The sequence below is a fragment of the Priestia sp. YIM B13491 genome, assembly GCF_042787605.1.
Taxonomy (GTDB): domain Bacteria; phylum Bacillota; class Bacilli; order Bacillales; family Bacillaceae_H; genus Priestia; species Priestia megaterium_E.
In genome coordinates this window covers 15,079-39,322 of the sequence record NZ_JBHZOR010000003.1, presented here as the reverse complement: position 1 = coordinate 39,322, position 24,244 = coordinate 15,079, and the positions used below count along the sequence as shown (strand labels likewise).

The window sequence follows — 24,244 nt, the reverse complement described above, 5'->3', positions numbered from 1 at the left end:
ATCTCTATATTTTTGTAAATTCCTTGACGTTTATCAAAGATAATCAGTTTTCTTCATAACGCTTGTATTACAAAAACCTCTTGTTCTAACCCAAAAAGAAGATAGGAATTTCCTTTTTTTATAAAAATTTCACTTATTTTGCCGATATAACAGGAAGATTGTATGTATTTGGCGAAATGTACATTAAACACCATGTCCAAACACAGTTATTAAAACGTAAAAAGGGGTTTTAACGTTACATGAACAAGTATTTAAAAAAAGCTGTTATTTATGGAAGTTTGTGTTTTTTACTGGGAGCGTGCGGAGGAGCAGGAGAACAAACATCTTCTGAACCGCAGAAAAAAGAAGAAGCTGTAAAATCTAAAGAAGAAGCGACAAAAAAAGAGAAAAAAGAGGGCATTAATACAGCCATTAAAATTAGCGCAGCGGGAGATTTTACTTTAGGAAATGATGAAAGCTTCAGCTATGATTCTACTTTTAATGACGTAGCGGCAAGAAATGGCCTGCCGTATTTTACGCAAAATGTAAAGTCGATTTTTGAACAAGATGATTTAACAACGGTTAATTTAGAAACGACGCTGACAACTGCAACCGAAAAAGCAAGTAAAACATTTCGTTTTAAAGGTGATCCTTCTTTTGTGAATATTTTAAAACAAGGAAGTATTGAAACCGTTAACTTAGCTAATAATCATACACGTGATTATTTACAGCAAGGATATGATGATACAAGAGAGAACTTGAAGAAAAGCGGAATAGGCTATTTTGGCTATGAAGATACATACGTCACAACGGTAAAAGGAGTCAAAGTAGGGTTGCTTGGATATCCGGGCTGGGATGACACCAAAGAAATAAGAAGCCAGATTAAAGACGGAATTAAGTCTTTAAAAGAAAAAGGAGCTAAAATTATCATTGTGCATTTCCACTGGGGATCTGAACGACACTATGTTCCTGATACAGCGCAGCAAGCACTGGCAAAGTATACAATTGATAACGGAGCAGATTTAATTTTAGGTCATCATCCTCACGTGGTTCAAGGAATTGAAGAGTACAAAAATAAATTTATTGTCTATAGCTTAGGAAACTTTATGTTTGGCGGAAACAAAAATCCAAGTGATAAAGATACATTTGTATTTCAGCAGAAGTTTACGATTAAAGATGGAAAGCTAACGACGAATAAAGACATCAACGTCATTCCATTCCGTATTTCTTCCACAACAGCGCGAAACGACTACCGACCTACGCCTTTAACAGGCCCGGAAAAGGACCGAGTGAAAAATAAACTGATTGATGTTTCCAATCAAATCAAACAGGAAAAGTGGACAGTTTATGATGAAGATAGTAAATGAAGCTCTCAGCATTGAGAGCTTTTTTTATAAACTAAAGCAAAAACAACCAAAAAAATGATATAATGTAAAAAAATAGATTAAAGGTGGAGTTATGGTTAATACAGGTGATATTATTTTTCAAATTCTTATGCTGCTGATTCTTATAGGCGGAGCGGGGATAATTATTGCATTCATTATAGGTGTAAAAAGATTGATTCAAAGGCAGGGAGCAAATGAAAAAAGGCTTCAGCGAATAGAGCAAAGATTAGATGATATGCTGAAAAATAAAGAGTCTTAACTATACAGAAGCACTGTCAATACATCAGTGCTTCTGTACTTGACATTTTGTAAAAAAGCAGTAAGATATGTATACATCATTTATATGGGGAGGAAGTTACATGGCAAAGTCAAAAGCAAAAAAAATGCGTGATAAAATGACGCGTGAAGGAAAGCGAAATCCAGAATTAAACCGCAGTCTGTTTGTATTTGCAGACATGGAAACGCGAAAAACCAAAACAAAGAAGGAAAAACTTCAGCATCAGCAAACAAAACATAAAAAACGATTATCTGACGGAGCATACAGTACCGGAGATGATCGTTTTTTTATTGCGTTTCATACATCTAGAAAATGAAAAAAAGTTTTTTGACTATCCATCTTCACTTTGCCCAAACATTTTTACTGTAAACTTTCACAAAGAACCCTTATGATAGGAAGAGAAGGGGATGAACTAAGAATGCTTACGATTGAAAAAGTACCTAAAAACCAAGCGGGCGTTTTGCAAAATTTGTATTCTCTTTATCTCCACGATTTATCTGCGTATACACCTTCTTTAGATATTCGCGAAGATGGAGCTTTCCACTTTGAAGAGCTGCCGCTGTTTTGGAAAGTAGAAGGCCTCTCGCCATACTTTATTAAAGTAGATGATAAGCTGACGGGCTTTTTTTTACTTCTTGAACAGCCCGCACTTCAGCAAGAAGCAGATTACTGCATCAATGATTTTTTTATCTTAAACAAATACCGAGGGCAGGGCATCGCTTCCAAAACGGTAAAAGACATTTTCTCTCATCGAAAAGGAACATATATGATTATTGAGCTTGCAGGCAATAAGCGGGCTATTTCATTTTGGAAACATATTTATAAAAGCTTACATATTTCCTTTCAAGAAAAGAAAATTGAACTTGACGGAGAATCAACTCTTATTCAAACATTTAGTGTGTAAAACCCTTCTGAAAAACAGAAGGGTTTTTTATTTAAACTAAATATTAATAATTTTCAACAAATTATGTATAATTAAAGATGCTTGTCGACATTTATTCACAGGAGTATTCCTGTAAAGGAGGAGTAAAATGAAAGCGTTATCTAATTTCTTTACGGCGCTTGTGCAGCGTTTTTTACCTGATCCGTTTGTATTTGCTTTAATCCTGACGCTGATTTTATTTGTATCAGGTATTGTTTTTACTCCTCACGGACCGATTGAAATGGTTCAGTTTTGGGGAAGTGGCTTTTGGAACCTTTTAGCATTTGCGATGCAAATGAGCTTAGTGCTTGTCACGGGACATGCGCTTGCCAGCTCGCCGCTTGTAAAGAAGTGGCTTGTGAAAATAGCACTGTTAGCCAAAACTCCGGCACAAGGGGTAATTCTTGTCACGCTCGGCGCAGCTATGGCCTGTATGATTAACTGGGGGTTTGGCTTAATTGTAGGTGCGCTGTTTGCGAAAGAAGTAGCGAAACGCGTGCCGGGATCTGATTACCGGTTTTTAATTGCCTGTGCTTACATAGGGTTTTTAACATGGCACGGAGGCTTGTCGGGTTCGATTCCTCTTGTCGCTGCTACACCTGGAAACCCAATGGAAAAAACGGCTGGACTTATTCCGCTGTCAGACACGATTTTTACAGGGTACAACTTATTTATTACCCTCGGGTTATTAATTGTCCTTCCTATTATGACAAGACTGATGATGCCGACGGGAAAAGAAGTGGTAGAAATTGATCCAAGACTGTTGGCGGAAGATGAAATGGCTCCGGCTACAGTTGTTGAGACAACTTCTTCTAAGCCAACATTTGCTGTACGCATGGAGAACAGCAGGTTTTTAAGTCTGACGATTGCGCTGCTTGGGTATTCATATTTAATTTATTATTTTGCTACAAACGGCTTTAAAATGGATATTAACACAGTGAATTTATTATTTTTTACAACGGGTATTTTGCTTCACCGCACGCCTTTATCCTATATGAATGCCGTTTCTAATGCGGCGAAAGGCACCGCTGGGATTGTGATTCAGTTTCCATTCTACGCAGGCATTCAAGGCATGATGGAGCTATCAGGCTTAGGCGGGAAGCTAACGAACGCATTTATCTCGATTTCAAATGAAACGACATTTCCGTTTCTTGCGTTTTTAAGTTCTGGCGTTGTGAACTTTTTTGTTCCGTCTGGAGGAGGACACTGGGTTGTACAAGGACCTTTTATTATGCCGGCAGCTGAACAGCTCGGCGTAGATCCGGGAGTCGCTGCGATGGCCATTGCTTACGGAGAAGCATGGATGAATATGGCGCAGCCGTTTTGGGCACTGCCTGCACTAGCTATCGCAGGACTCGGAGCGCGCGATATAATGGGCTACTGCGTGACGACGTTAATTGTATCAGGCTTTATTTTTGCTATAGGACTAACGTTTTTCTAATACGAAAAGGTCAGCTGAAAAGCTGACCTTTTTTCATTACTTTCTTCTTTCCCAAGCGTATCTATCTACTTTATAAGCCAACTTCGCGTGCACTCCAGTTCCAGAATTCTTCCGCGAGTCGTTCATTTTTTGCTCTTGAAGAAGGGGGCGTAACGCGTTTTTTATAAAAGTAAGCGCCGCTAATATACGTCACTTCAGGGCTGTCTGCTAAATAAATAGCTGTTTCGGCACCTTGAAGAGGTGTTAAAAAGAAAGGGCGAAGCACGGCGTGAACGCTTTTTCCAAAACCCGTTTGACGATTAACGCCGATAGCGGTAGAGACTGCACCGGGGTGTAGGCAATTTACGGTTACAGAAGTATCTTTTAGCTTTTTACTTAAATGGACCGTAAATAAATTATTCGCTAATTTAGACTGAGAGTATCCTCGCCATATTCCGAATCCTGTTGTTAAGTGAGGGTTGTTGAAGTCTATTTTTCCAGATTTATGAGCACCGGACCCAACGTTTATAATGCGTCCTTGCTGAGATTTTTTCAGCAGATCTAAAAGTAAATTAGTTAATAAAAAGTGACCCAAATGATTGACACCAAGCATCATTTCGAATCCGTCTTGTGTTGTTTCACGCTTGATTGTCACCACGCCCGCGTTATTAATCAACACATCAAGTACACTGTAGCGAGACGTAAAGTCTTCACTGAAAGCCCGGATACTGTCAAGAGAACCTAGGTCGCAGGTCATAAGAGATATGGAATCCGATCTGCTTTGACGCTTCGCTTCTTCTAAAGCCGTATTTCCTCTTTCTTCATTTCGGCATACCATAATGACTTCGAATCCTTTTTTAGCTAGTTCAATCGTTGTGGCCAGCCCCATTCCAGAATTGGCACCCGTAATTAACGCTCGTTTGGCTGTCATGCGTATGTTCCTCCCAACTACATCTTTTTTCTAGTGTATAAGATAAGAAGATACGCCGTCCACTTCTAGCTTTTCTTTCATGCATACTTTAAAAAAATGCGTAAAATGTGCACAGGGGAGAAAATGTTGCACAAAGGTCAATATTTTACACCCTACTCGTCAATTAAAGCGGTTTCATAAATAACTGATTTCGCTAAAATAAGACATAGGGAGGTGCTAGTAAGATGAATAGCCAAAGTAAATTACAGGAGACAGAATATGTTCCTTTAGAGCAAGAACTTAAAAGAGAACCATCCATTAATACGAAAAGACGTAAAAATTTGAAAAATGTAGGTTTATTTGCACTATTTGTAGGACCCGCACTATTAGCATTTTGTGTGATTGTACTTATACCATTTTTTACAGGGATTTATTACTCATTTACAGACTGGAACGGAGTAAACGGTACGATTAACTGGGTGGGACTTGATAACTTTAAGTACTTATTCACTGAAGATAAGCAGTTTCAGCAATCTTTTTGGATCACAACGAAATATACGGTCGTTGCAATTATCTTAACGAATGTGGTTGGGTTCGTGTTAGCAATCCTTGTTACTCAAATGTTGAAGACACGAAACATTTTACGTACGGTTTTCTTTATGCCGAATTTAATTGGCGGACTTTTACTAGGATTTGTATGGCAGTTCATTTTTGTAAAAGGATTTGCATCTATCGGACAAATCACGGGAATTTCGCTTTTTGAGCTTCCTTGGCTGGGAGACGCAAAAACAGCATTTTGGGGCATCGTGATTGTAAGTGTATGGCAAGGAGCGGGTTATATCATGCTTATTTACACAGCAGCACTGCAAAACGTACCGCAAGAGCTGATTGAAGCAGCAAAAATTGACGGAGCAAGCAGATGGCAAATTCTTCGTCACATTACAATTCCAATGGTAGCACCAGCAGTAACGGTTTGTTTATTCTTAACGATTTCATGGTCATTCAAAGTATTTGATGTCAACTTATCATTAACAAACGGTGGTCCATTTAAATCAACAGAAATGTTAGCGCTTAACATTTATACAGAAGCATTTGTTAATAACAGATACGGTCTAGGTGAAGCAAAAGCCTTAATTTTCTTCATCGTCGTAGCAGCAATTACAATTATTCAAGTAACATACACCAAGAAGAAGGAGGTTGAATCGTGATGGGAAACAAATATACGAGCAAAACCTTTATTGTTGAAATTTTAGCAGTCCTGCTTGGACTAGTGTTCTTGGTTCCATTTTATTACGTGCTTTCAAACTCACTGAAGTCATTTGCAGAAATTTTATCAAACACATCGGCGCTGCCGACAACGATTCAGTTTCAAAACTTTGTTAATGCATTCAACCAAATGAATTACTTAAAAGTGCTTAGCAACTCGCTGATCATTACAGTCATTAGTAACGCAGTTCTAGTCATCTTCTGTTCAATGGCAGCTTACATGCTGGTTCGAACAAAGAAAAAAATTAGCAGCATTATCTTTATGGCATTCGTAGCGGCAATGGTTATTCCGTTTCAATCCATCATGATTCCACTTGTAAAAGTAGCAGGAAACTTAAATCTGTTAAACAGCATCTGGGGTATTGTGATTATGTATTTAGGCTTTGGTTCAGGTATGACGATTTTCTTATACCACGGATTTATTAAAGGAATTCCAGTTGAGCTAGAAGAAGCGGCAATCATCGACGGATGCTCACGTCTAGGCGTATTCTGGAGAATTGTGTTCCCGTTATTAAAACCAATTACAGTAACCGTAGTTATCTTAAACAGCCTATGGATTTGGAATGACTTCTTACTTCCGTCTCTTGTTCTTCAAGATCCTGAGCTAAGAACGATTCCGCTTGCGACATTCTTCTTCTTTGGTCAGTATACAAAGCAGTGGGATTTAGCACTAGCAGCACTTGTAATCAGTATTATCCCGCTATTAATCTTCTTCTTTGCAATGCAAAAACACATTGTTAAAGGAATTACAAGCGGTTCAATTAAATAATAGTATCGGCAACAGGGCTGGTTTTGAGGCTGTGGCGTCAAAACCAGCAGCAAATAGGGAGGAACGGAAAATGGCATTTAAAATGAAAAAATGGCCTTTAGCAGCAGGTGTTTTATCGGCTACGCTTTTATTTTCAACCGCGTGTTCAAACGAAAGCGCATCGGGTAATAAAAAAAGCGGCGGAGATCAAGTAGTAGTAGATGTATTTCAAGGAAAAGTAGAAATCGCTGATCAGCTAAAAGCTCTAACTGATCAATATACAAAAGAACATCCAAACGTGAAGTTCAATATCCAAACGGTTGGTGGAGGAGCTGACGGTGCAGCAGCTTTAAAAGCGCAGTTTGCGTCGGGGAATGCACCTGACCTTTTTACAAACGGGGGATATCAAGAGGCAAAAACGTGGAAAAATAAATTAGAAGATTTATCCGATCAGCCTTGGATTGATGATGCGTATGAAAACACACTTACACCAATGACGATGGACGGTAAAGTATACGGACAGCCAATCAGTCTTGAAGGCTATGGATTTACATATAACAAAAAACTGTTCAAAAAAGCAGGCATTAAAGAACTTCCAAAAACATATTCAGAATTAGAAGCAGCGGCTAAAAAGCTAAAAGCTGCCGGTATTACGCCATTTTCTATCGGCTACGGCGAGTGGTGGGTGCTTGGAAACCACGGCTTAAATATTCCATTTGCTAGTCAAAAAGATCCGGATGCATTTATTAAAGGATTAAATGACGGCAGTACGAAAATGGCAGGAAACGAGCAGTTCAAACAGTATGTGAAGCTGCTTGATTTAACGGTAAAATACGGAAACAAAAATCCGTTAACGACGGACTACAACACGCAAGTAACCAAGTTTGCAAACGGTGAAGCAGCGATGATTCAGCAAGGAAACTGGATTCAGCCAATGCTTAATAAAATTACGCCGAACATGGATGTAGGTATTCTACCTATGCCGTTAAGCGATGATGCAGCTGTAGCTGACAAGCTTGCAATCGACGTTCCAAGCAACTGGGTTATTCACAAACAAGCACCAGCGGCAGATAAAAAAGCAGCAAAAGACTTCTTAAACTGGATGGTCACATCTAAAGAAGGCCAAAAAGCGTTAGTAGAAGACTTTAAGTACATTCCAGCTTTTAAATCAATTGAAGCGAAAGACATTGGACCTTTAGGCGAAGAACTTCTTAAATATTCTAAGGATCAAAAAACGCTTCCTTGGGAATGGACAAAATTCCCTGAAGGCGTAACGCAAAAATTTGGAGCGGATGTACAAGAATACATCGGCGGCCAAACATCTGAAGATGAGCTGTTAAAATCATTAGATAAAAGATGGGCTGAGTTGAAGTAATAAAAAAGACAACCTTTGGGTTGTCTTTTTTGTGAGTACATAAACTGGCAATATAGCTGTATTTATCTAAAAAAATAAAAGACGGCAGAATTCATGTATTCTGCCGCTTTCTGCGTTATCACTTAACTTCTTGGCCAAAGCATAACCGCTACGCCAACCAGACACACAAGTCCGCCAATCCAATCGTATGTATCGGGCATTTTTTTATCAACCCACCACGCCCAAAACAAGCTTAAAACAATAAAAATGCCGCCGTAAGCTGCATATACACGTCCAAAGTCCGGGAACGACTGCCACGTAGCAATGACGCCGTACAGCACCAAAGCAATACCGCCTAGAAGCCCTAACCAGCTTGATGCTCCTTCGCGCAGCCACTGCCAAATCAGATAGCCTCCGCCAATTTCAGCAAGACCTGCTAAAATAAAAAGAAAAATTGCTTTAATCATAAACTATACTCCTTATATCATCATTTCATCTCTTTATTCTATCTTACTTTCTTCGTTTGATGAATCATTCGTTTGCTTCAAATAAGTACACTGGAAAGCATTCCTTTATCAATTTGTCTTCAAACCTGCTAAACTATTAATAGTATGAGTTTATGTAGAATGTTTGTGAGAGTACAAAGAGTCATTCAATTATTGATGCTCAGGGTACTTTTACAAAAGGTAGAAGTTAGCAGTAAATGGACTATATAAAAGAATGCAGATATAGGGGTTTGGTAAAATGAGTTTAGATCATAAAGTAATACGCATTGAGCTGCCTACGCCATTTCCAATTGGACCAGTGAATGTGTTTTTATTAAAAGCAGACAAGTTAACGTTAATTGATGCAGGGATGAAAACCAAAGAAGCGTGGAATGTTTTTGAAGAGGCGCTTCGTAAAGAAGGATATAAAGTAACAGATATTGAACAAGTGATTCTTACTCATCAGCATCCGGATCACACTGGATTTTTAGAATGGCTGCCGAGTGATATACCGGTTTACGGTCATAAGCTTGTGGAGCCTTGGATTTATCAAGATGAAGAGTTTGTTCAGCAGCATAATGAGTTATACCGTAATTTTCTTGTGGAGTTTGGAGTTAGTGCTGATGTAATGGGAAAATGGCTTCGTAAAGCCACGGCTGCGATTCAAGTGTATTCACCTAAAGGGCAGAAGCTAACCGGGTATTTACAGGAAGGAGATACACTTCCGTATGCGAGTGAGTGGGAAGTGATTGAAACGCCGGGACATTCCTTGAGTCAGCTGATGTTTTACAATCGAAAAGAAAAAGTCGCGTTTGGCGGAGATCATATTTTGCCAAAAGTACCGTCAAATCCATATTTAGAGCCGACCATTCAAAATCCTAAGCCAAAGCCGCTATTAGACTACTTGGCGTCTCTTGAAAAAACGTTAAACTACGACATTGATTTGATCTACAGCGGACATGGTGAACCGCTTAGTGACATTCATTCTTTAATTATCGAACGTATTCAAAAGCAGCATAAATGGGCGCTGCGCGTGTTACAAGCGATGGGGGAAGGAAAGAAAACAACGCTTGAAGTCAGCGCAGCTTTTTTCCCGGATATGTATCAAAAAGCACCGGACTTTATTTTCTCAGAAGTGTACGGCCAGCTTACGTATTTAGAGAAAGAAGGATACGTTGAATTAACAAAAAATGAGGATGGCGTCTTGCTGTGGGAAACTACACGTGTGCTTGCTCCTCAGTCATAACATAAAAAAACAGCTTCTATAAAGAAGCTGGTTTTTATGCTTATAGTGAATGCAAGCGCTCAATGCGTTTTTCAAGCGGCGGGTGAGTAGAGAATAAGCGTGAGAATTTTTCTTTACCGCTAATTTTAAAAGCGGCAATTGATTTTTGGCGGTCATCTACTAATGAAGTAGTATGACGAAGCGATTCTAACGCATAAATCATTTTTTCTTTACCACCGAGTTTAGCTGCAAGCTCATCGGCTTTGAATTCACGTCTTCTTGAATGCCAGAAGATAATTGGGCTGCTTAACATACTAAAGAGAATCTCAAATACAATCGATGTAAGGAAATAAACAACCATCGCAAACTCTTCTCGCACAAAGTTTGACACCGCTTTGGCTACTAAACGAGAGAAGAAAATAACGAATGTATTTAATACTCCTTGCAGAAGCGTAGTTGTGACCATATCACCGCTTTTAATATGCGCTATTTCGTGAGCGATAACGCCGCTGATCGCATCGCGGTCCATTCGTTCAAGCATTCCGCTTGAAACGGCAACAAGCGAGCGTCTTTTGCTTGGTCCTGTTGCAAAAGCGTTAACTTCCGCTGAATGATAAATTCCGACCTGAGGCATTTTTCTTAATCCTGCAACAGATGCAAGTCGATGCGTTTCTTCTAAAACAAATCGTTCATATTCACCTTGAGGGGAACGTTCATCAATAACTTGAACACCCATCATCCACTTTGCCATCACGCGTGACATCATAAGAGAAATAATCGCGCCGCTGAAGCCGGCAATTACGCTAAATGCCAGCAGGCCGCCGTAACCGCTGCTTCCCATATAGCTTTGAACACCTAATAAAGATGTAATCGTTGTGATTGTAATTAATACTAAAATATTAACGAAAATAAACAGTGAAATTCGTTTTAGCACAAGTCTTCCTCCTTTAACTAATACGTGCATGATAGGTATACGGTTGGAGGAGAGGAAAGGTTTCATTTATTTATTCAAATTTACTAAAAAGATTACTATGTTAAGTGATTTTATAAAAAAAAGTAAATAAATGTTTGAATATTTACCATAAATAGGTTATTATGAGTGATATAAAGCTATCTTGTCTTGCAAGGTAGCTTTACTTTAAAAATGTATCTTGTATAACAAGATAGTGAAAAGGAAGAAATCGATATGTCTTTGAGAAGTCAATTGTTAAAAGGAATTTTAGAAGGGTGTATCTTATCAATCATTCAAAAAGAAACGGTTTATGGCTATGAGCTATCCCAGAAGCTTCAACAATATGGATTAAATGATGTGAGTGAAGGTTCGATTTACCCAATTTTACTACGTCTTCAAAAGGAGGGATTAATAAAGGGAGAAATGAAAGCATCGCCTTCGGGTCCTAAACGAAAGTACTATCATCTTACGGCATCTGGTGAGAGCGCATTATGTGAAATCCAAGAGGAATGGATCAACATTCAAAACCCTGTAAATAAATTGTTGAATAGGAGTTTTTACGATGAACGCTAAGGAATTAATTAAATTAAATAATAAGAAGCGAAAAGAGCTGACCAAAGAAAATGAAGAGTACTATGATAATATGCTTGTTTACATTCGAACGAGTGTGTCAGTTTCTGAACAGCAGGCTGAAGAGTTATTGATGGAGCTTTTAGATCACCTTATTGACGCACAAGCGGAAGGGAAGCGTGCTGAAGAGGTGTTTGGAGAGAACCTTAAGACGTACTGTGATGAAATGATTAAACAGTTACCTAAAGAACCCTTAAAAAGTACTGCTTTTTTTATAAGCTTTTTATTGTTACAGCTGGCAAGCTTGATGGCTATAGTAAGCGGGATAGGAAATATCGTTGTACATTATGTTAAGGATAGCAGCCAGACTGTTTATGTCGGAACAACAATCGTCACTTTTGTTATTGTTGCAGCTATTATTTCTCTTGATGTTTTTCTGCTTTTAAAATGGATACAAAAATCTGTTTACAAAATTTCGAATAAGATTAAGGACTTTTTTCTACTCTTTGTCTTAATTTTTATTTCTCTTGCCGGGATGGTTTTTTTACCAAAGCTTATTCCACCTTTTGGGTATGTAATAGAAATTGGAGGTTTCTTATATTTAGCTGCTGGTGCCGTAACACTCATCGTTTTAAGGTGGTTAAATAGTAAATATCAAATTACAAAATGAGATATAGGAAGCAGCGAAATGTATTGTTTAGTCTATAACCAAGAGCATTTTTAAAGAAATTTCATAATTTACGTCTATCTTGGGACAAGATGTACTAAAATAATTAAAAAGGTGTTCAACTCATGAACACCTTTTTGGTCACACCATTTAAAGATTACTAACTTTAGTACGTTTAAAAATTAACCTTAGGTTCTGTACCTAATTTAATACGTTTGAAGTTTTTAATATGCTTCCATGTAATGAAAACAAAAATAATGGCTGCAAATACCATTAAAACTACATCACCTACATAAATTGATGTTAAAAAGGCAACCAATGCGCCAATAGGTGAAGATAAGGATACGTATTTAGAAATTTTGAGAGAAATTAAAAAAGCAAGAATTCCTAGAATGAAAGCTAATGGTGAAAATGCAAGGAATGCACCAGCCGCAGTGGCTACAGATTTTCCTCCTTTAAACCTTGCAAAAACAGGATAGCTATGTCCAAGAATAGCAATAAATCCAGGGACAAGCATATGCAAGTGACTATTCATCATAAGCGGTAAACAGACAGCTAGCGAGCCTTTTGCTATATCGCCGATCAACACTATAATACCTGCTTTCTTTCCTAAAGTGCGAAAGGTATTAGTGGCTCCTAAGTTACCGCTTCCGTGCTTGCGAACATCGGTTTTGTAAAAGCCCTTTCCAATCACTAAAGCAAAAGGAATTGACCCAATTAAATAAGCTAATAAGATAATTATAGCGTTTGTTAATACGTTCATTATTGGCACCTCAAATTGTGTTGTTATTATTCATTTTATAGCAAGATATCAAGAGTAAAGTTTATTTTGTTTCTGAACACTTCTATCAGTATGGATTGCTTCCCAGGGAATAAATTGTGGTTTCTTAAATAGTGGAAGGCAGCTTTTATATGGATAGAGGGTGCTGGCTGTTTCGGTAGAGTATTTGTAAATTCAACTGTATTTTTAGCGGAATAGCTTCATGACTTTATGCTGAGATGTTTTTGAATTTTCAAGCCTTCCTACGTATTAGGACGAATCCATATGTCCATTATAAATATGTAAAAAAGAAAAGAGAGTAGGCGGAAAGGCAAAAATAAAAAACTTGCTACAATACCAGCGAAGTTTTTTGCGCATCAGCCGTTCTAATTTTTTCTGCAAAAATAAAAAACTTGTAATACAATTTTTAAAATATAACATAAATGTTTAAGGATTAAAAGATATTTTGGGTATATTGTATTAGAAGCAATGTCTTTTAATATTTTTTTATAAAAAATAAGACAAATAAATTAACAAATCAAAAAAAATATAATAGAATGTAAAACAGTGTTTCGAAATATTAACTTCTTAAAGTTGAAAGGGGTTCTGCACTTGTTGTGGACAGATATCAAAGAACGAGAAGTAGTTATGTACAAAAACTGCCAGGCGAAAATTTTGGAAAAAAAGGTGCCGAATAAAATAGTCGTGCGCAATCTAGAATTCCCGGAAAAAGGCGATTGGATATCAGCCGAGCTTGATTTTGAAGCTGTTGAAAAATTTGAGAAGAGTCGAGAACACTAATACAAGAAACATTTTACAATAATTCTATTTATCATATAAGAAAAAGCCGAGCTTACATTTTGAGTTCGGCTTTTTTGTTTATATCTCATTCGTTCTCTTTACGAAGAGCTCCTCGTTATTACATGTAAAACCACGCCTTTTCCTCTCATTCATTTTCCACTATTACACTAGTCCCGTATAAAAACGTATCTTTATAAGGGACTATCGATTCATTTTTAGTACACGTATTCTTGCCATTTTTTTCATATGCTAACGTTCAGAAATAAAACCTCTGTGCATACATTGAAGACAAAGGGGGAGGATACATTGGGAAAAACAAGTCGTATATTGAAATGGGTCAGCGGGGGATTAGAGGCTCTTTGGGGGATTCCCCTCTTAGGCGGCACCTTGGTTATAAGCCTAGCCTACACGCCGCTTATTCTAATGCTCGCATTGCACATCGTAGGTTTAGTATTTGCGATTAAAACAAACAAAGTTCGGACAGGGCATATCATGGGAATTGTCTGTTCTGCTATTGCGTGGATTCCAATTGTCGGCATGATTATGCATATCTTAACGGCTATTTTCTTACTGATAGAAGCAGCCAAAGATAACGAGCCATCTGAAGACGCAGCATAAAAGAAAAGCCGCCTGATTTTTAGGTGGTTTTTTATATTTTCTAGCAAAGACTTGAAGGCTCTATTGTTTTAGAAAATCCTTTTTATGTTAGAATATTAGAAGTATTTTCTAAAAAAGGGGGTAAACATAATAGACAAAGCCAATCAAAAAAACAAAAGACTTTTTACAGCAGGACTCATATTAGTCGCTCTTGTAAGCTTTATATTTTTACTATGGAGTAAAGGATGGGTAATTCCTAATGCGATAAGTGCCAACCGCTATGATGTAAAAGGCGTAGACGTATCTTCTTATCAAGGGGAGATTGATTGGAGTGTGCTGAGTAAACAAGATATTCAGTTTGCTTTTATTAAAGCAACGGAAGGAAGTTCATTTCAAGATCCTTTATTTAAACAAAACTGGGAACAAGCAAATCGGAAAAACATGCGGATCGGAGCTTATCACTTTTTTAGCTACGATAGCAAAGGTTCCACACAAGCGGCTAATTTTATCAAAGCGGTCTCTCTTAAAAATAACGATTTGCCTCCAGTGATTGATGTAGAATTTTACGAAGATAAAAAACAAAACCTTCCGTCTCAGAAACATGTATACAAGGAGCTTTCTAGCATGATTAAACGTCTTGAATCTCACTATGACAAGCGCGTCATTCTTTATACGACGCCTAAAGCGTATGACTTGTATATTAAAAACAAATATCCTGAGTGTGATATCTGGATTCCCGATGTTGTGAAAAAGCCTACTCTTGAAGAACAGAAGAAATGGACGTTTTGGCAGTATACGGACAAAGGGCGGTTAAGCGGCTATAAAGGTAAAGAAACGTTTATTGATTTAAATGTGTTTAACGGAAATCAAGCAGAATTTGAAAAATACTAGTTTACTAGAAAGCTAAGAGATGGAGGGAAGAATAATGCCTACTTATAACAAGCTAGTGCGAGATAAAATTCCTGCGATTATTGAACAAAGCGGAAAAACCTTCAAATCACGCGTGCTGCAGCGAGAGGAATATCAACATGAGCTGATAAAAAAAGCAAAAGAAGAGCTTCAAGAATACATAGAAGCCCCAACGCATCAGGAGGCAATTGAAGAGCTCGCGGATTTACTGGAAGTTATGCAGGCGCTAGCAGCTGTGCACGGGGCCACGCCAGAACAACTTGAGAAAGTGCGTGAGGAGAAGGCCAGGGAGCGCGGGAAGTTTGATGATCGGGTTTATTTGGTGGAAACAGGAGAAGCGTAGTTTGATGATGCAATAGTGGAGGGAGCGAGCGATGGCAGGTGAGTTTTAATTTAAAAGTAGGAGAAATAAAAAAAGCTTATTTAACAGAACAAGAAATTTGGAAGATCATTAATCAATTTTTCGCTAATGGTCACTTTACCACAACGTATAAATATGGATTAATGAAAGCTTTAATTGAAAACCTATATAACGTTGACAATCGGTTAGTACTCACGTTTGATCAAGTGTATTTTTCCTTTGCTAAAATATATTGGAATTTGGTTATTCATCATGATTTAAATCAATTAAATACACACAATAGACAAGCTGGAATTCAAAAAGAGTTAAAGGAATTTCAGTTAATGCATGGTGTCCCAAATAAAGTAGTATTTGATCGTTTACCAAGTAATCTTCAATTGCAGTTAGTAGAAAGAACTAAAAAAGTGGGGGCAAGGTATGTAGTAGGGGCGTTATACGGAGATATGGAAGGTTCCATTTATGAGTTTGATAAAAGAACAGAATACATAAAGTTTAATAGCAGTATGTATATTTTTTTGCAAAAGTATAGACAAATTGTTACTCATTTAACCAATTATCATTTGGCGAAATTTTTAGAAAAGCATAATGACAAAAATAAGTTAGAAGATGTCTTGTTAAAAGTGGAGAATATTTCAAAACGCGAATCGCTGCATGCATTCTATAACATACTTTGGAAATACGAAACAAAAGAATGTTTTTATTGTGGGAAAGTTCTTTCTGATAAACGCATCGCTACTCATGTAGATCATTTTATTCCATGGAGTTATATCCAATCAGATAATATGTGGAATTTGGTGTTAAGCTGTCAAAGCTGCAACACAAAAAAGAGCAATAAACTTGCTAAGAGTGTATACCTCGAGAAGATGTTTGTTCGTAACGATAATTTTAAATTAACAGCAGTTCACAATGATTTTAACTATTATTCGGAGCGTAAGTTAGAAGCTCTTTATGAGTTTGCTGGAATGAATGGATACGTAGAAAACTGGTCTCCTTAACCCCGAGTATTTCTCTTTTCATTTCAGTTACAAAATCCCCTCTTGAAATTTTGTTCACCAAACAAGTAAACTAAAGACATAAGTTTGGTAAAATTGGGATAAGAAATTCATGAGGTAGGGGAGAACAAGTCGATGGAGATGGATCAAGAGAAATTTAATAAAGTGATTGAAGCGGCAAGGATGTATTATATTCTTGATTATAATCAAAGTGAAATTGCAAAAAAGCTTGGTGTATCAAGGCCTACGGTTTCTCGGTTGCTGCAGACAGCAAAAGAAGAAGGCATTGTTCAAATTAAAATTGTGGATTCATCTATCAATAGTGAAAAATTGTCTTCTCAACTTGAACAAAAATTCAATTTAAAAAAAGCAATCGTCACACCGGTGCCTCAATATGAAAATCACATTATTAAAAGTCATCTAGGCGTGGCAGCAGCTGACTATCTCTATGACATCGTAAAAGACGGAGATATTATTGGGGTAACGTGGGGAACAACTCTTTATCAAGTGGCCATCGATTTAAAACAAAAGTATGTGAATGACGTGCAGGTTGTGCAGTTAAAAGGCGGAGTAAGCCATTCGGAAACGAGCACATATGCTTCTGAAATTATGTACTTATTTGGAAAGGCATACAATACGCCTCCTATGCATCTTCCTTTGCCTGTAATTGTCGATCACGTTGTAGTCAAAAAAGCAATGGAAACGGATCGTCATATTAAGCGTATTTTAGATTTAGGCAAACAAGCCAATATTGCCGTCTTTACTACGGGACCCATTAAAACGGATTCGCTGCTTTTTCAGCTTGGCTACTTTTCCGAACAAGATGTAGAGATGATTTCCTCGCGGGCAGTAGGAGACATTTGTTCACGTTTTTTTGATAAAGATGGACAAATTTGCAATGAAAGCCTGGATGAACGGACGCTTGGACTTGATTTGGAAGAACTAAAGAAGAAAGAATACGCCATTTTAGTAGCGGGCGGGGACCAGAAAATTGACAGCATTTACGGAGCGCTGCAAGGGAAATTTGCAAATGTACTCGTTACTGATCAGTTCACGGCGCGCTTTTTGTTAGATAAACAAGAGTAAGGGAGATGAAGACGCTGTTTTTTCAAGAGCAAAAGCTTCATCGAATCGAAATAGTAGAAGATATTGTATCTTATTCGGCGTCATCTCTGCAGGCGCAGCGAAACCGGTATCCTTTTCAAACAGACGTCTCAAAAGACGGGGTAATTGCTAAAGGAACCACAGGCTATATTATTAAACGGGGGGGAAGAATGTATTTTTCTCCTGATGCTAATCAAAAAGGAATTGAACGTTTTACGCCGCCTGATCAGCCATACGTATTAATTCCTTATAAAAAGGTAAAGAATAAGTATCGAATCATGTTGTCATTTGTGATAAAAGCTGAAAAATAAGGGAAGACTTCCGAGTGCGGAAGTCTTTTTTTATTCACTAAAACAGCGGCTATAAATATTTTTGAACAAATGTAAATATATCTGTTTACAATTGTTCAAAGCTATTATATAGTAAGGGTGTAAGTTGTTGAAAACGTTTTAGTGGATGCACAATATGCAGATACTTTTAGGGGGAAAACGTCATGAGAATGGTTGACTTAATTGAAAAAAAACGTAATGGACATGAATTAAATAAAGCTGAAATCGATTTTATTATCGAAGGTTATACAAAAGGGGATTTACCTGATTATCAGCTATCGGCATTTGCGATGGCGATTTACTTTCAAGGAATGACGCAGGAAGAACGCGTAAATTTAACGCAAGCAATGGTTGAATCAGGCGATCAAATCGACTTATCAAAAATTGAAGGTATTAAAGTAGACAAACACAGCACAGGCGGCGTAGGTGATACAACAACACTTGTATTAGGACCTTTAGTAGCTGCGGTTGATGTACCAGTTGCCAAAATGTCTGGCCGCGGCTTAGGACACACTGGCGGTACGATTGATAAACTTGAAGCAGTGCCTGGCTTCCACGTTGAAATTACAAATGAAGAATTCATTCGTTTAGTAAATACAAATAAAATTGCCGTTATCGGTCAAAGCGGAGACTTAACGCCGGCGGATAAAAAACTTTATGCACTTCGTGATGTAACAGCAACGGTTGATTCGATTCCGTTAATTGCAAGCTCAATTATGAGTAAGAAAATTGCAGCTGGAGCAGATGCCATTTGCCTCGATGTAAAAACGGGGAACGGCGCATTTATGAAAAAGCTTGAAGACGCTGAAGAATTAGCAAAAGCAATGGTTGAAATCGGAAAAGGCGTAGGCCGAAACACAAAAGCAATCATCTCAGATATGAGCCAGCCTCTAGGATTTGCGGTGGGTAATGCGCTTGAAGTGAAAGAAGCGATTGACACGTTAAAAGGCGAAGGTCCTGAAGATTTAACAGAGCTTTGCTTAACATTAGGAAGTCACATGGTTGTACTTGCTGAAAAAGCAAGCAGCTTAGATGAAGCGCGTGCAATGCTTCAAGAAGTAATTAAAAACGGAAAAGCATTAGAATCATTCAAAACGTTCTTAAGCGCACAAGGCGGAGACGCTTCTGTTGCAGACGATCCGTCTAAATTACCTGATGCAGCGCACAAAATTGAAGTGCCAGCAAAAGAAGATGGCTACATTTCAGAAATCGTTGCAGAAAAAATCGGCGTAGCAGCAATGAAGCTAGGTGCAGGACGTGCAACAAAAGAATCTGAAATCGACCTAGCGGTTGGTATTATGCTAAATAAAAAAGTTGGCGACCAAGTGAAAAAAGGCGACTCTCTTGTTACAATTCACAGCAACAGTGAAGATGTACAGGAAGTAATGGATATCGTTTATGATTCTTACAGCACGGTCGCTGAAAAAGTGGAAGCTCCAACGTTAATTTATAAAGAAATTCATTAAGAGACAGAGAGGAAGAACAAAATGAGTCAAAACATTACGGGTATTATTGATCATACATTATTAAAAGCAGATGCAACAGAAGAGCAAATTACGGTTTTAGCACAAGAAGCAAAAGAATATTCATTCGCTTCAGTTTGTGTAAATCCAACGTGGGTAAAAAAAGCAGCTGAGTTATTAAAAGATGCTCCAGAAGTGAAAGTATGTACGGTAATCGGCTTCCCTCTTGGAGCTACTACTTCAGCAGTAAAAGCATTCGAAACAACAAATGCAATCGAAAACGGTGCAGATGAAGTAGATATGGTAATCAACATCGGCGCGTTAAAAGATAAAAACTATGACTTAGTGCAAAGCGACATTCAAGCAGTAGTAGATGCTGCAAAAGGCAAAGCGCTAGTAAAAGTAATTATTGAAACAGCTCTTTTAACAGACGAAGAAAAAGCAAAAGTTTCTGAGCTAGCTGTAAAAGCTGGAGCTGATTTTGTTAAAACGTCAACGGGCTTTTCTACAGGAGGCGCAACGGTAGAAGACGTAGCGCTTATGAGAAAAACGGTTGGACCAGATGTAGGTGTAAAAGCTTCTGGAGGCGTTCGAGGCTTAGAAGATGCAAAAGCAATGATTGAAGCTGGTGCAACACGTATTGGTGCAAGCTCTGGCGTATCAATTGCAAAAGGTCAATTAAGCAACTCTGATTATTAATAAATGACAGCAGGTTAGTACTAACTAACCTGCTGTAAACTAAGCAAAGGATGATGACGGTGGAGCCAAAACAATTAATAGATGAAGCAATCGCAGCAAGCAAACAAGCACATGTACCATATTCTCACTTCCATGTTGGTGCAGCTCTTTTAACAACCGATGGGAAGATTTATCGTGGATGCAATATTGAAAACGCTTCCTATGGATTGACGAACTGTGCTGAGCGAACGGCAATCTTTAAAGCTGTTTCAGAAGGGGACAAACAGTTTTCAGCTATTGCAGTTGTAGGAGATACGGACGGACCAATTTCTCCTTGCGGCGCATGCAGACAAGTATTAGCTGAGTTCTGTGATGATCACACACAAATTATCTTAGCAAACCTAAAAGGAGATTTTGTGATTACCAACATCAACGAAATCTTACCGGGCTATTTTTCATCAAAAGACTTACAAAAATAAGTAAGCAGTGGAGGATACTATGAAATATTTAATTGGCATCTTAGGGTTACTCGTTGTCTTTGGATTAGCGTATCTTGCAAGTAATAACCGTAAAGAAATCAAATATAAACCAATCGTTATTATGGTTGTGATTCAAGTTCTTTTATCAGCTTTACTTCTTAACACAAAGTTTGGTTTGATTATTATCAATGCGATTGCCAGCGTTTTTGGAAAGCTGCTTTCATACGCAAACCAAGGAGTAGAGTTCGTATTTGGAGGCATTGCGAATAAAGGATCAATGCCGTTTTTCTTAAACGTGCTGCTTCCGATCGTTTTTATCTCTGTCTTGATTGGGATTTTACAGCACTTTAAAATCCTTCCGTTCATTATGAAATGGATTGGCTTAGTTCTCAGCAAGATTAACGGAATGGGAAAATTAGAGTCTTATAACGCAGTAGCTTCCGCGATTGTAGGTCAGTCAGAAGTATTCATTACTGTTAAAAAGCAACTAGACAAACTGCCGCCAAATCGTTTATATACGCTTTGTGCATCAGCTATGTCGACTGTTTCAATGTCAATTGTCGGTGCTTATATGACAATGATTGAACCAAAATACGTAGTAACAGCAATCGTTATTAACTTATTTGGCGGATTTATTATTTCTTCTATCATTAACCCTTACACAGTAACGGATCAAGAAGATATTTTAGAGGTACAAACAGGTCATAAGCAAACGTTCTTCGAAATGCTTGGCGAATACATTATGGATGGATTTAAAGTAGCGATTATCGTAGGTGCGATGCTAATTGGTTTCGTTGCGCTGATGGCTGCGATTGATAACGTGTTTGAAATGTTATTTGGTCTATCGTTCCAGCATCTTCTTGGCTATGTGTTTGCACCGTTTGCATTCATCATGGGTGTTCCTGCTTCAGAAGTTGTGGCAGCGGGTGGAATTATGGCAACAAAACTTGTAACAAATGAATTTGTGGCAATGATGAGCCTATCGGATATGGCTTCAACATTCAGTGCTAAAACGCTTGGAATTGTATCTGTATTCTTAGTATCATTTGCTAACTTCTCATCAATTGGAATCGTGTCAGGAGCTGTTAAAGGCTTAAGCGAAAAGCAAGGAAATACAGTAGCGCGCTTTGGTCTTCGTTTACTGTACGGAGCTACGCTTGTAAGCGTACTGTCAGCAATTGTTGTCAGCTTTATTTTATAAGTGTAATAGAAACAGAAAGAAAAGCAGTTTCCTTTTTAAAAGGAATTGCTTTTTCTTTTTTACATGTAAACCACAACTCCGTACATCCTAAAGAAAAACATAGACGCAGAGGAGGACAAGAAAAGCTGGGGGCTTTTCTTACTGAAAAATGGATCAAATTGGACTTTTGCTGTCAGGTGCAGCTTTATTTTTAAACGGACTGATGCTGCTTGGAAAAGCAGATGAAAAAAACGTAGGCGTATTTAACTTATTTGTTGGAGCTTTTCAAGTTATTGTTCCGTTTTATTTAATTATTACGTCAGATCAAAGCAACTGGATTTTGTATGAAAGAACGGCGATTTTTTTATTTGGCCTTACGTATTTGTATGTAGGGGTGACGGTATTAAAAGGAATGCAGGGAACAGGACTTGGCTATTACTCTCTTTGGGTATCGATTATCGCTTTAGTGTACGTGACCGTTTCTCTTGTTCATTATCATGACGTAGTGAACGCCATTACATGGATTCTTTGGTCGTTTTTATGGTTTTTATTTTATGTGCTTAATACGAGCAAAAAAGATGTATCTGCATATGTGGGGAAAGTGGCGATTGTCCAGTCGTGGGTGACGTTAACGATTCCAGCGCTGTTTTCACTAACAGGCGTATGGGGAAATAAGGATATGTACAATATGTGGGGAATCGTGCTGGTGGCGTCCATCATTTATTTCGTATATCTAGGGTATCGACTATTCTTTTCTCAGCCGCAAAAAATGATTTTGAAATAAAGTATTTACAAAAAATAGATAATAATGGTAAGATGTTAGAAATTAAATGCCGTGAAGAGAAAAGTAGCCAGCGCGTATTCTTAGCAGAGAGCTCCGGAAGCTGAAAAGGAGCAAGAAAAACGCTGTTGAAACAAGCCTCTGAGCAGCGCATTGGATCTAACGTGATAGTGCGACGGCTGCTTCCGTTACAAAGCTAGAGTATAAGCGAAAGCCGTACTCGATAAGGTTTATATGGCGACATATGAACAAACTAGGGTGGCACCGCGATTCATAATCTCGCCCCTAAGACACATGTCTTGGGGGTGGGATTTTTTTATTGACCGAAATCAATAGTGAAGCGGAGGCCTTTCTTTTATGAAAAGTAAGCTGTTGTCTTGGAAATACCCGTGTTTATTGCTGTTTGGAATTGGCACTAGCAATATCGGCGACTGGATTTATTTAATTGCTTTAAATGTAATGATGCTTGATATGACGAATTCGCCGCTTGCGGTTTCAGGGCTATACATGATAAAGCCGCTTGCTGCGCTATGTACAAATATATGGTCTGGAAGCTTAATTGACCGCATGAACAAACGGAAGCTTATGATGGTTTTAGATTGGACGCGCGCTGGAATTATTGCTTGCCTTCCGTTTTTCTCATCCATACTGATCATTTATGTGCTGGTATTTATCATCAGTATGGCAAGTTCAATGTTTCGGCCGGTATCGATGGTTTATATCACAAAGCTTATTCCACGTGAAAAACGACAAAGATTTAATTCGCTGCGCAGTTTGATTGACTCAGGCGGTTTTCTTATTGGACCAGCCGCAGCAGGTGCGCTATTTATGATTGGAACGCCTGCGTTTGCTATCTATGCCAATGCTGCAGCGCTGCTATTGTCAGGGGGAGTTACTTTGTTTATGCCAAACCTGGATACAAAAACAGAAGTTAAAGAAAATAAGCTGTCTGTAAACACCATTAGAGAAGACTGGAAAGCGGTGTTTCGTTTCAGTAGAGCCAACAGATACATTATAACCATTTATGTATTATTCAGTTTCTTGATGGTCATGGCCACGGCAATTGATTCTCTTGAAGTTTCATTTGCAACAAAAGTCATTCATTTGTCCGAAAGCGAGTACGGGTTTTTAGTGAGCATAGCAGGTGCAGGCATTATGATTGGCGCAGTTGTGAATACACTGTTTGCTAAGAAGCTGTCAACGAATTTTCTCATAGGCGCCGGCAGTGTAGGAGTGTCGCTTGGCTATTTGCTGTATGCTTGTTCGTCTTCTTTTCAAACCACGGGAACAGGATTTTTTAGCTTATCCTTTGCGTTAGCTTTTGCAAGTGCTGGTTTTCAAACCTTTTATCAAAACAGCATTCCCGTTGACATGATGGGTCGAGTAGGAAGTATCTATGGACTGCTTGAGTCACTCCTGATTATTATCATGACTTTTTTATGCGGCATGGCTGCGCACATCTTTTCGATTCAAGGAGCTGTAATTGGTGGAAGCCTGATCATGCTTTTAAGTACAATTGTATTGTTTTTGTGCACGTTAAAGCCGGCGGTTTATAAAATAAGTGTAGTCAAAAAGCAAGGAATCTAACGCATGGGTACTAGTGAACAAATAAGCTAAGAAGCCGATAAAAAGTAATGAATACAGAATAAA

The 24,244-nt window shown here is 38.2% G+C and carries 28 protein-coding genes and 1 other annotated feature; of the genes, 24 read left to right on the top strand and 4 right to left on the bottom strand.

The features are described from left to right. The first annotated feature begins 239 nt into the window (after positions 1–239). From ACFX4E_RS11030 to ACFX4E_RS11010, 5 genes are all read left to right on the top strand, one after another. Complete coding sequence (locus tag ACFX4E_RS11030; RefSeq protein WP_377238107.1) at positions 240–1,346, top strand: CapA family protein; 1,107 nt, start codon at positions 240–242, stop codon at positions 1,344–1,346. A gap of 91 nt (positions 1,347–1,437) precedes the next feature. Then, entirely contained in the window at positions 1,438–1,623 is a 186-nt protein-coding gene (locus ACFX4E_RS11025; protein WP_050690497.1) for a DUF4083 family protein, read from the top strand. Positions 1,624–1,723: 100 nt separating this feature from the next. Beyond that, the gene (locus tag ACFX4E_RS11020) at positions 1,724–1,957 is read left to right on the top strand and encodes a hypothetical protein (RefSeq protein ID WP_377238106.1); all 234 of its coding nucleotides are present in this window, start codon (positions 1,724–1,726) and stop codon (positions 1,955–1,957) included. A 102-nt stretch (positions 1,958–2,059) separates the two neighbouring features. Then, on the top strand, positions 2,060–2,545 hold the full coding sequence (locus ACFX4E_RS11015; RefSeq protein WP_342839818.1) for a GNAT family N-acetyltransferase: 486 nt from the start codon (positions 2,060–2,062) through the stop codon (positions 2,543–2,545). A 127-nt stretch (positions 2,546–2,672) separates the two neighbouring features. After that, positions 2,673–4,004 carry a TIGR00366 family protein gene (locus ACFX4E_RS11010; RefSeq protein ID WP_098332891.1) on the top strand — a complete coding sequence of 444 codons (1,332 nt, stop codon included), beginning with the start codon at positions 2,673–2,675 and terminating at the stop codon, positions 4,002–4,004. Between the two features lie 70 nt (positions 4,005–4,074). Here the strand turns inward: ACFX4E_RS11010 and ACFX4E_RS11005 are convergent, their stop codons facing one another. Then, positions 4,075–4,914, bottom strand: a complete 840-nt coding sequence (locus tag ACFX4E_RS11005; protein ID WP_377238104.1) for an SDR family oxidoreductase — start codon at positions 4,912–4,914, stop codon at positions 4,075–4,077. 224 nt (positions 4,915–5,138) lie between these two features. On the opposite strand from ACFX4E_RS11005, the gene ACFX4E_RS11000 reads away from it, so the two are divergent. The 3 genes from ACFX4E_RS11000 (at position 5,139) to ACFX4E_RS10990 (ending at position 8,282) form a co-directional block, all read left to right on the top strand. Continuing rightward, positions 5,139–6,101 carry a carbohydrate ABC transporter permease gene (locus ACFX4E_RS11000; RefSeq protein ID WP_028408977.1) on the top strand — a complete coding sequence of 321 codons (963 nt, stop codon included), beginning with the start codon at positions 5,139–5,141 and terminating at the stop codon, positions 6,099–6,101. Next, positions 6,101–6,928 (top strand): carbohydrate ABC transporter permease, encoded by an 828-nt coding sequence (locus tag ACFX4E_RS10995; protein WP_013057493.1) that lies wholly within the window; start codon positions 6,101–6,103, stop codon positions 6,926–6,928. The genes ACFX4E_RS11000 and ACFX4E_RS10995 overlap by 1 nt, the downstream gene beginning before the upstream one ends. Before the next feature lie 70 nt (positions 6,929–6,998). Further along, on the top strand, positions 6,999–8,282 hold the full coding sequence (locus ACFX4E_RS10990) for an ABC transporter substrate-binding protein (protein WP_377238103.1): 1,284 nt from the start codon (positions 6,999–7,001) through the stop codon (positions 8,280–8,282). Between the two features lie 122 nt (positions 8,283–8,404). Here the strand turns inward: ACFX4E_RS10990 and ACFX4E_RS10985 are convergent, their stop codons facing one another. Further along, positions 8,405–8,728 (bottom strand): YnfA family protein, encoded by a 324-nt coding sequence (locus ACFX4E_RS10985; protein ID WP_377238102.1) that lies wholly within the window; start codon positions 8,726–8,728, stop codon positions 8,405–8,407. Between the two features lie 277 nt (positions 8,729–9,005). Between ACFX4E_RS10985 and ACFX4E_RS10980 the strand changes: the two genes are divergently transcribed. Continuing rightward, on the top strand, positions 9,006–9,992 hold the full coding sequence (locus tag ACFX4E_RS10980; protein ID WP_377238101.1) for an MBL fold metallo-hydrolase: 987 nt from the start codon (positions 9,006–9,008) through the stop codon (positions 9,990–9,992). Positions 9,993–10,032: 40 nt separating this feature from the next. Here ACFX4E_RS10980 and htpX read toward each other — a convergent pair whose 3' ends face one another. Next, complete coding sequence (gene htpX, locus ACFX4E_RS10975; RefSeq protein WP_377238100.1) at positions 10,033–10,905, bottom strand: protease HtpX; 873 nt, start codon at positions 10,903–10,905, stop codon at positions 10,033–10,035. A gap of 252 nt (positions 10,906–11,157) precedes the next feature. Here htpX and ACFX4E_RS10970 point away from each other — a divergent pair, with 252 nt between their 5' ends. Beyond that, a complete protein-coding gene (locus ACFX4E_RS10970) occupies positions 11,158–11,496 on the top strand; it encodes a PadR family transcriptional regulator (RefSeq protein WP_028408974.1) in 339 nt (112 codons plus the stop codon). Beyond that, positions 11,486–12,163 (top strand): DUF1129 family protein, encoded by a 678-nt coding sequence (locus ACFX4E_RS10965; RefSeq protein ID WP_377238099.1) that lies wholly within the window; start codon positions 11,486–11,488, stop codon positions 12,161–12,163. Before ACFX4E_RS10970 ends, ACFX4E_RS10965 begins: the two co-directional genes overlap by 11 nt. Before the next feature lie 172 nt (positions 12,164–12,335). On the opposite strand, the gene plsY is transcribed toward ACFX4E_RS10965, so the two are convergent. Beyond that, on the bottom strand, positions 12,336–12,923 hold the full coding sequence (gene plsY / locus ACFX4E_RS10960; RefSeq protein WP_016764546.1) for a glycerol-3-phosphate 1-O-acyltransferase PlsY: 588 nt from the start codon (positions 12,921–12,923) through the stop codon (positions 12,336–12,338). Positions 12,924–13,532: 609 nt separating this feature from the next. On the opposite strand from plsY, the gene ACFX4E_RS10955 reads away from it, so the two are divergent. From ACFX4E_RS10955 to ACFX4E_RS10895, 13 genes are all read left to right on the top strand, one after another. Further along, complete coding sequence (locus ACFX4E_RS10955) at positions 13,533–13,721, top strand: hypothetical protein (RefSeq protein ID WP_225049418.1); 189 nt, start codon at positions 13,533–13,535, stop codon at positions 13,719–13,721. A 306-nt stretch (positions 13,722–14,027) separates the two neighbouring features. Continuing rightward, positions 14,028–14,339: a hypothetical protein gene (locus ACFX4E_RS10950; protein ID WP_098248245.1), complete on the top strand. Its 312-nt coding sequence runs from the start codon at positions 14,028–14,030 to the stop codon at positions 14,337–14,339. 129 nt (positions 14,340–14,468) lie between these two features. Beyond that, on the top strand, positions 14,469–15,209 hold the full coding sequence (locus ACFX4E_RS10945; protein ID WP_377238193.1) for a GH25 family lysozyme: 741 nt from the start codon (positions 14,469–14,471) through the stop codon (positions 15,207–15,209). Positions 15,210–15,243: 34 nt separating this feature from the next. Continuing rightward, on the top strand, positions 15,244–15,570 hold the full coding sequence (locus ACFX4E_RS10940; RefSeq protein WP_098248247.1) for a nucleoside triphosphate pyrophosphohydrolase: 327 nt from the start codon (positions 15,244–15,246) through the stop codon (positions 15,568–15,570). 38 nt (positions 15,571–15,608) lie between these two features. Next, positions 15,609–16,583, top strand: coding sequence for an HNH endonuclease (locus tag ACFX4E_RS10935; RefSeq protein ID WP_252123374.1), 975 nt, complete (start codon positions 15,609–15,611; stop codon positions 16,581–16,583). A gap of 138 nt (positions 16,584–16,721) precedes the next feature. After that, positions 16,722–17,666, top strand: a complete 945-nt coding sequence (locus ACFX4E_RS10930; protein WP_026106623.1) for a DNA-binding transcriptional repressor DeoR — start codon at positions 16,722–16,724, stop codon at positions 17,664–17,666. A gap of 5 nt (positions 17,667–17,671) precedes the next feature. Then, the gene (locus ACFX4E_RS10925) at positions 17,672–17,995 is read left to right on the top strand and encodes a hypothetical protein (RefSeq protein WP_334036353.1); all 324 of its coding nucleotides are present in this window, start codon (positions 17,672–17,674) and stop codon (positions 17,993–17,995) included. A gap of 182 nt (positions 17,996–18,177) precedes the next feature. Continuing rightward, positions 18,178–19,479, top strand: a complete 1,302-nt coding sequence (locus ACFX4E_RS10920; protein ID WP_016764541.1) for a pyrimidine-nucleoside phosphorylase — start codon at positions 18,178–18,180, stop codon at positions 19,477–19,479. A 21-nt stretch (positions 19,480–19,500) separates the two neighbouring features. Next, entirely contained in the window at positions 19,501–20,175 is a 675-nt protein-coding gene (gene deoC / locus ACFX4E_RS10915) for a deoxyribose-phosphate aldolase (protein WP_013057476.1), read from the top strand. Between the two features lie 59 nt (positions 20,176–20,234). Then, positions 20,235–20,633 carry a cytidine deaminase gene (locus tag ACFX4E_RS10910; protein ID WP_013057475.1) on the top strand — a complete coding sequence of 133 codons (399 nt, stop codon included), beginning with the start codon at positions 20,235–20,237 and terminating at the stop codon, positions 20,631–20,633. A 19-nt stretch (positions 20,634–20,652) separates the two neighbouring features. Then, complete coding sequence (locus ACFX4E_RS10905; protein WP_013083603.1) at positions 20,653–21,834, top strand: NupC/NupG family nucleoside CNT transporter; 1,182 nt, start codon at positions 20,653–20,655, stop codon at positions 21,832–21,834. A 148-nt stretch (positions 21,835–21,982) separates the two neighbouring features. After that, the gene (locus ACFX4E_RS10900; protein WP_025751370.1) at positions 21,983–22,597 is read left to right on the top strand and encodes an AmiS/UreI family transporter; all 615 of its coding nucleotides are present in this window, start codon (positions 21,983–21,985) and stop codon (positions 22,595–22,597) included. A 42-nt stretch (positions 22,598–22,639) separates the two neighbouring features. After that, positions 22,640–22,884: a binding site (T-box leader), on the top strand. Positions 22,885–22,951: 67 nt separating this feature from the next. Then, entirely contained in the window at positions 22,952–24,181 is a 1,230-nt protein-coding gene (locus tag ACFX4E_RS10895) for an MFS transporter (RefSeq protein WP_377238098.1), read from the top strand. Positions 24,182–24,244: the final 63 nt, after the last annotated feature.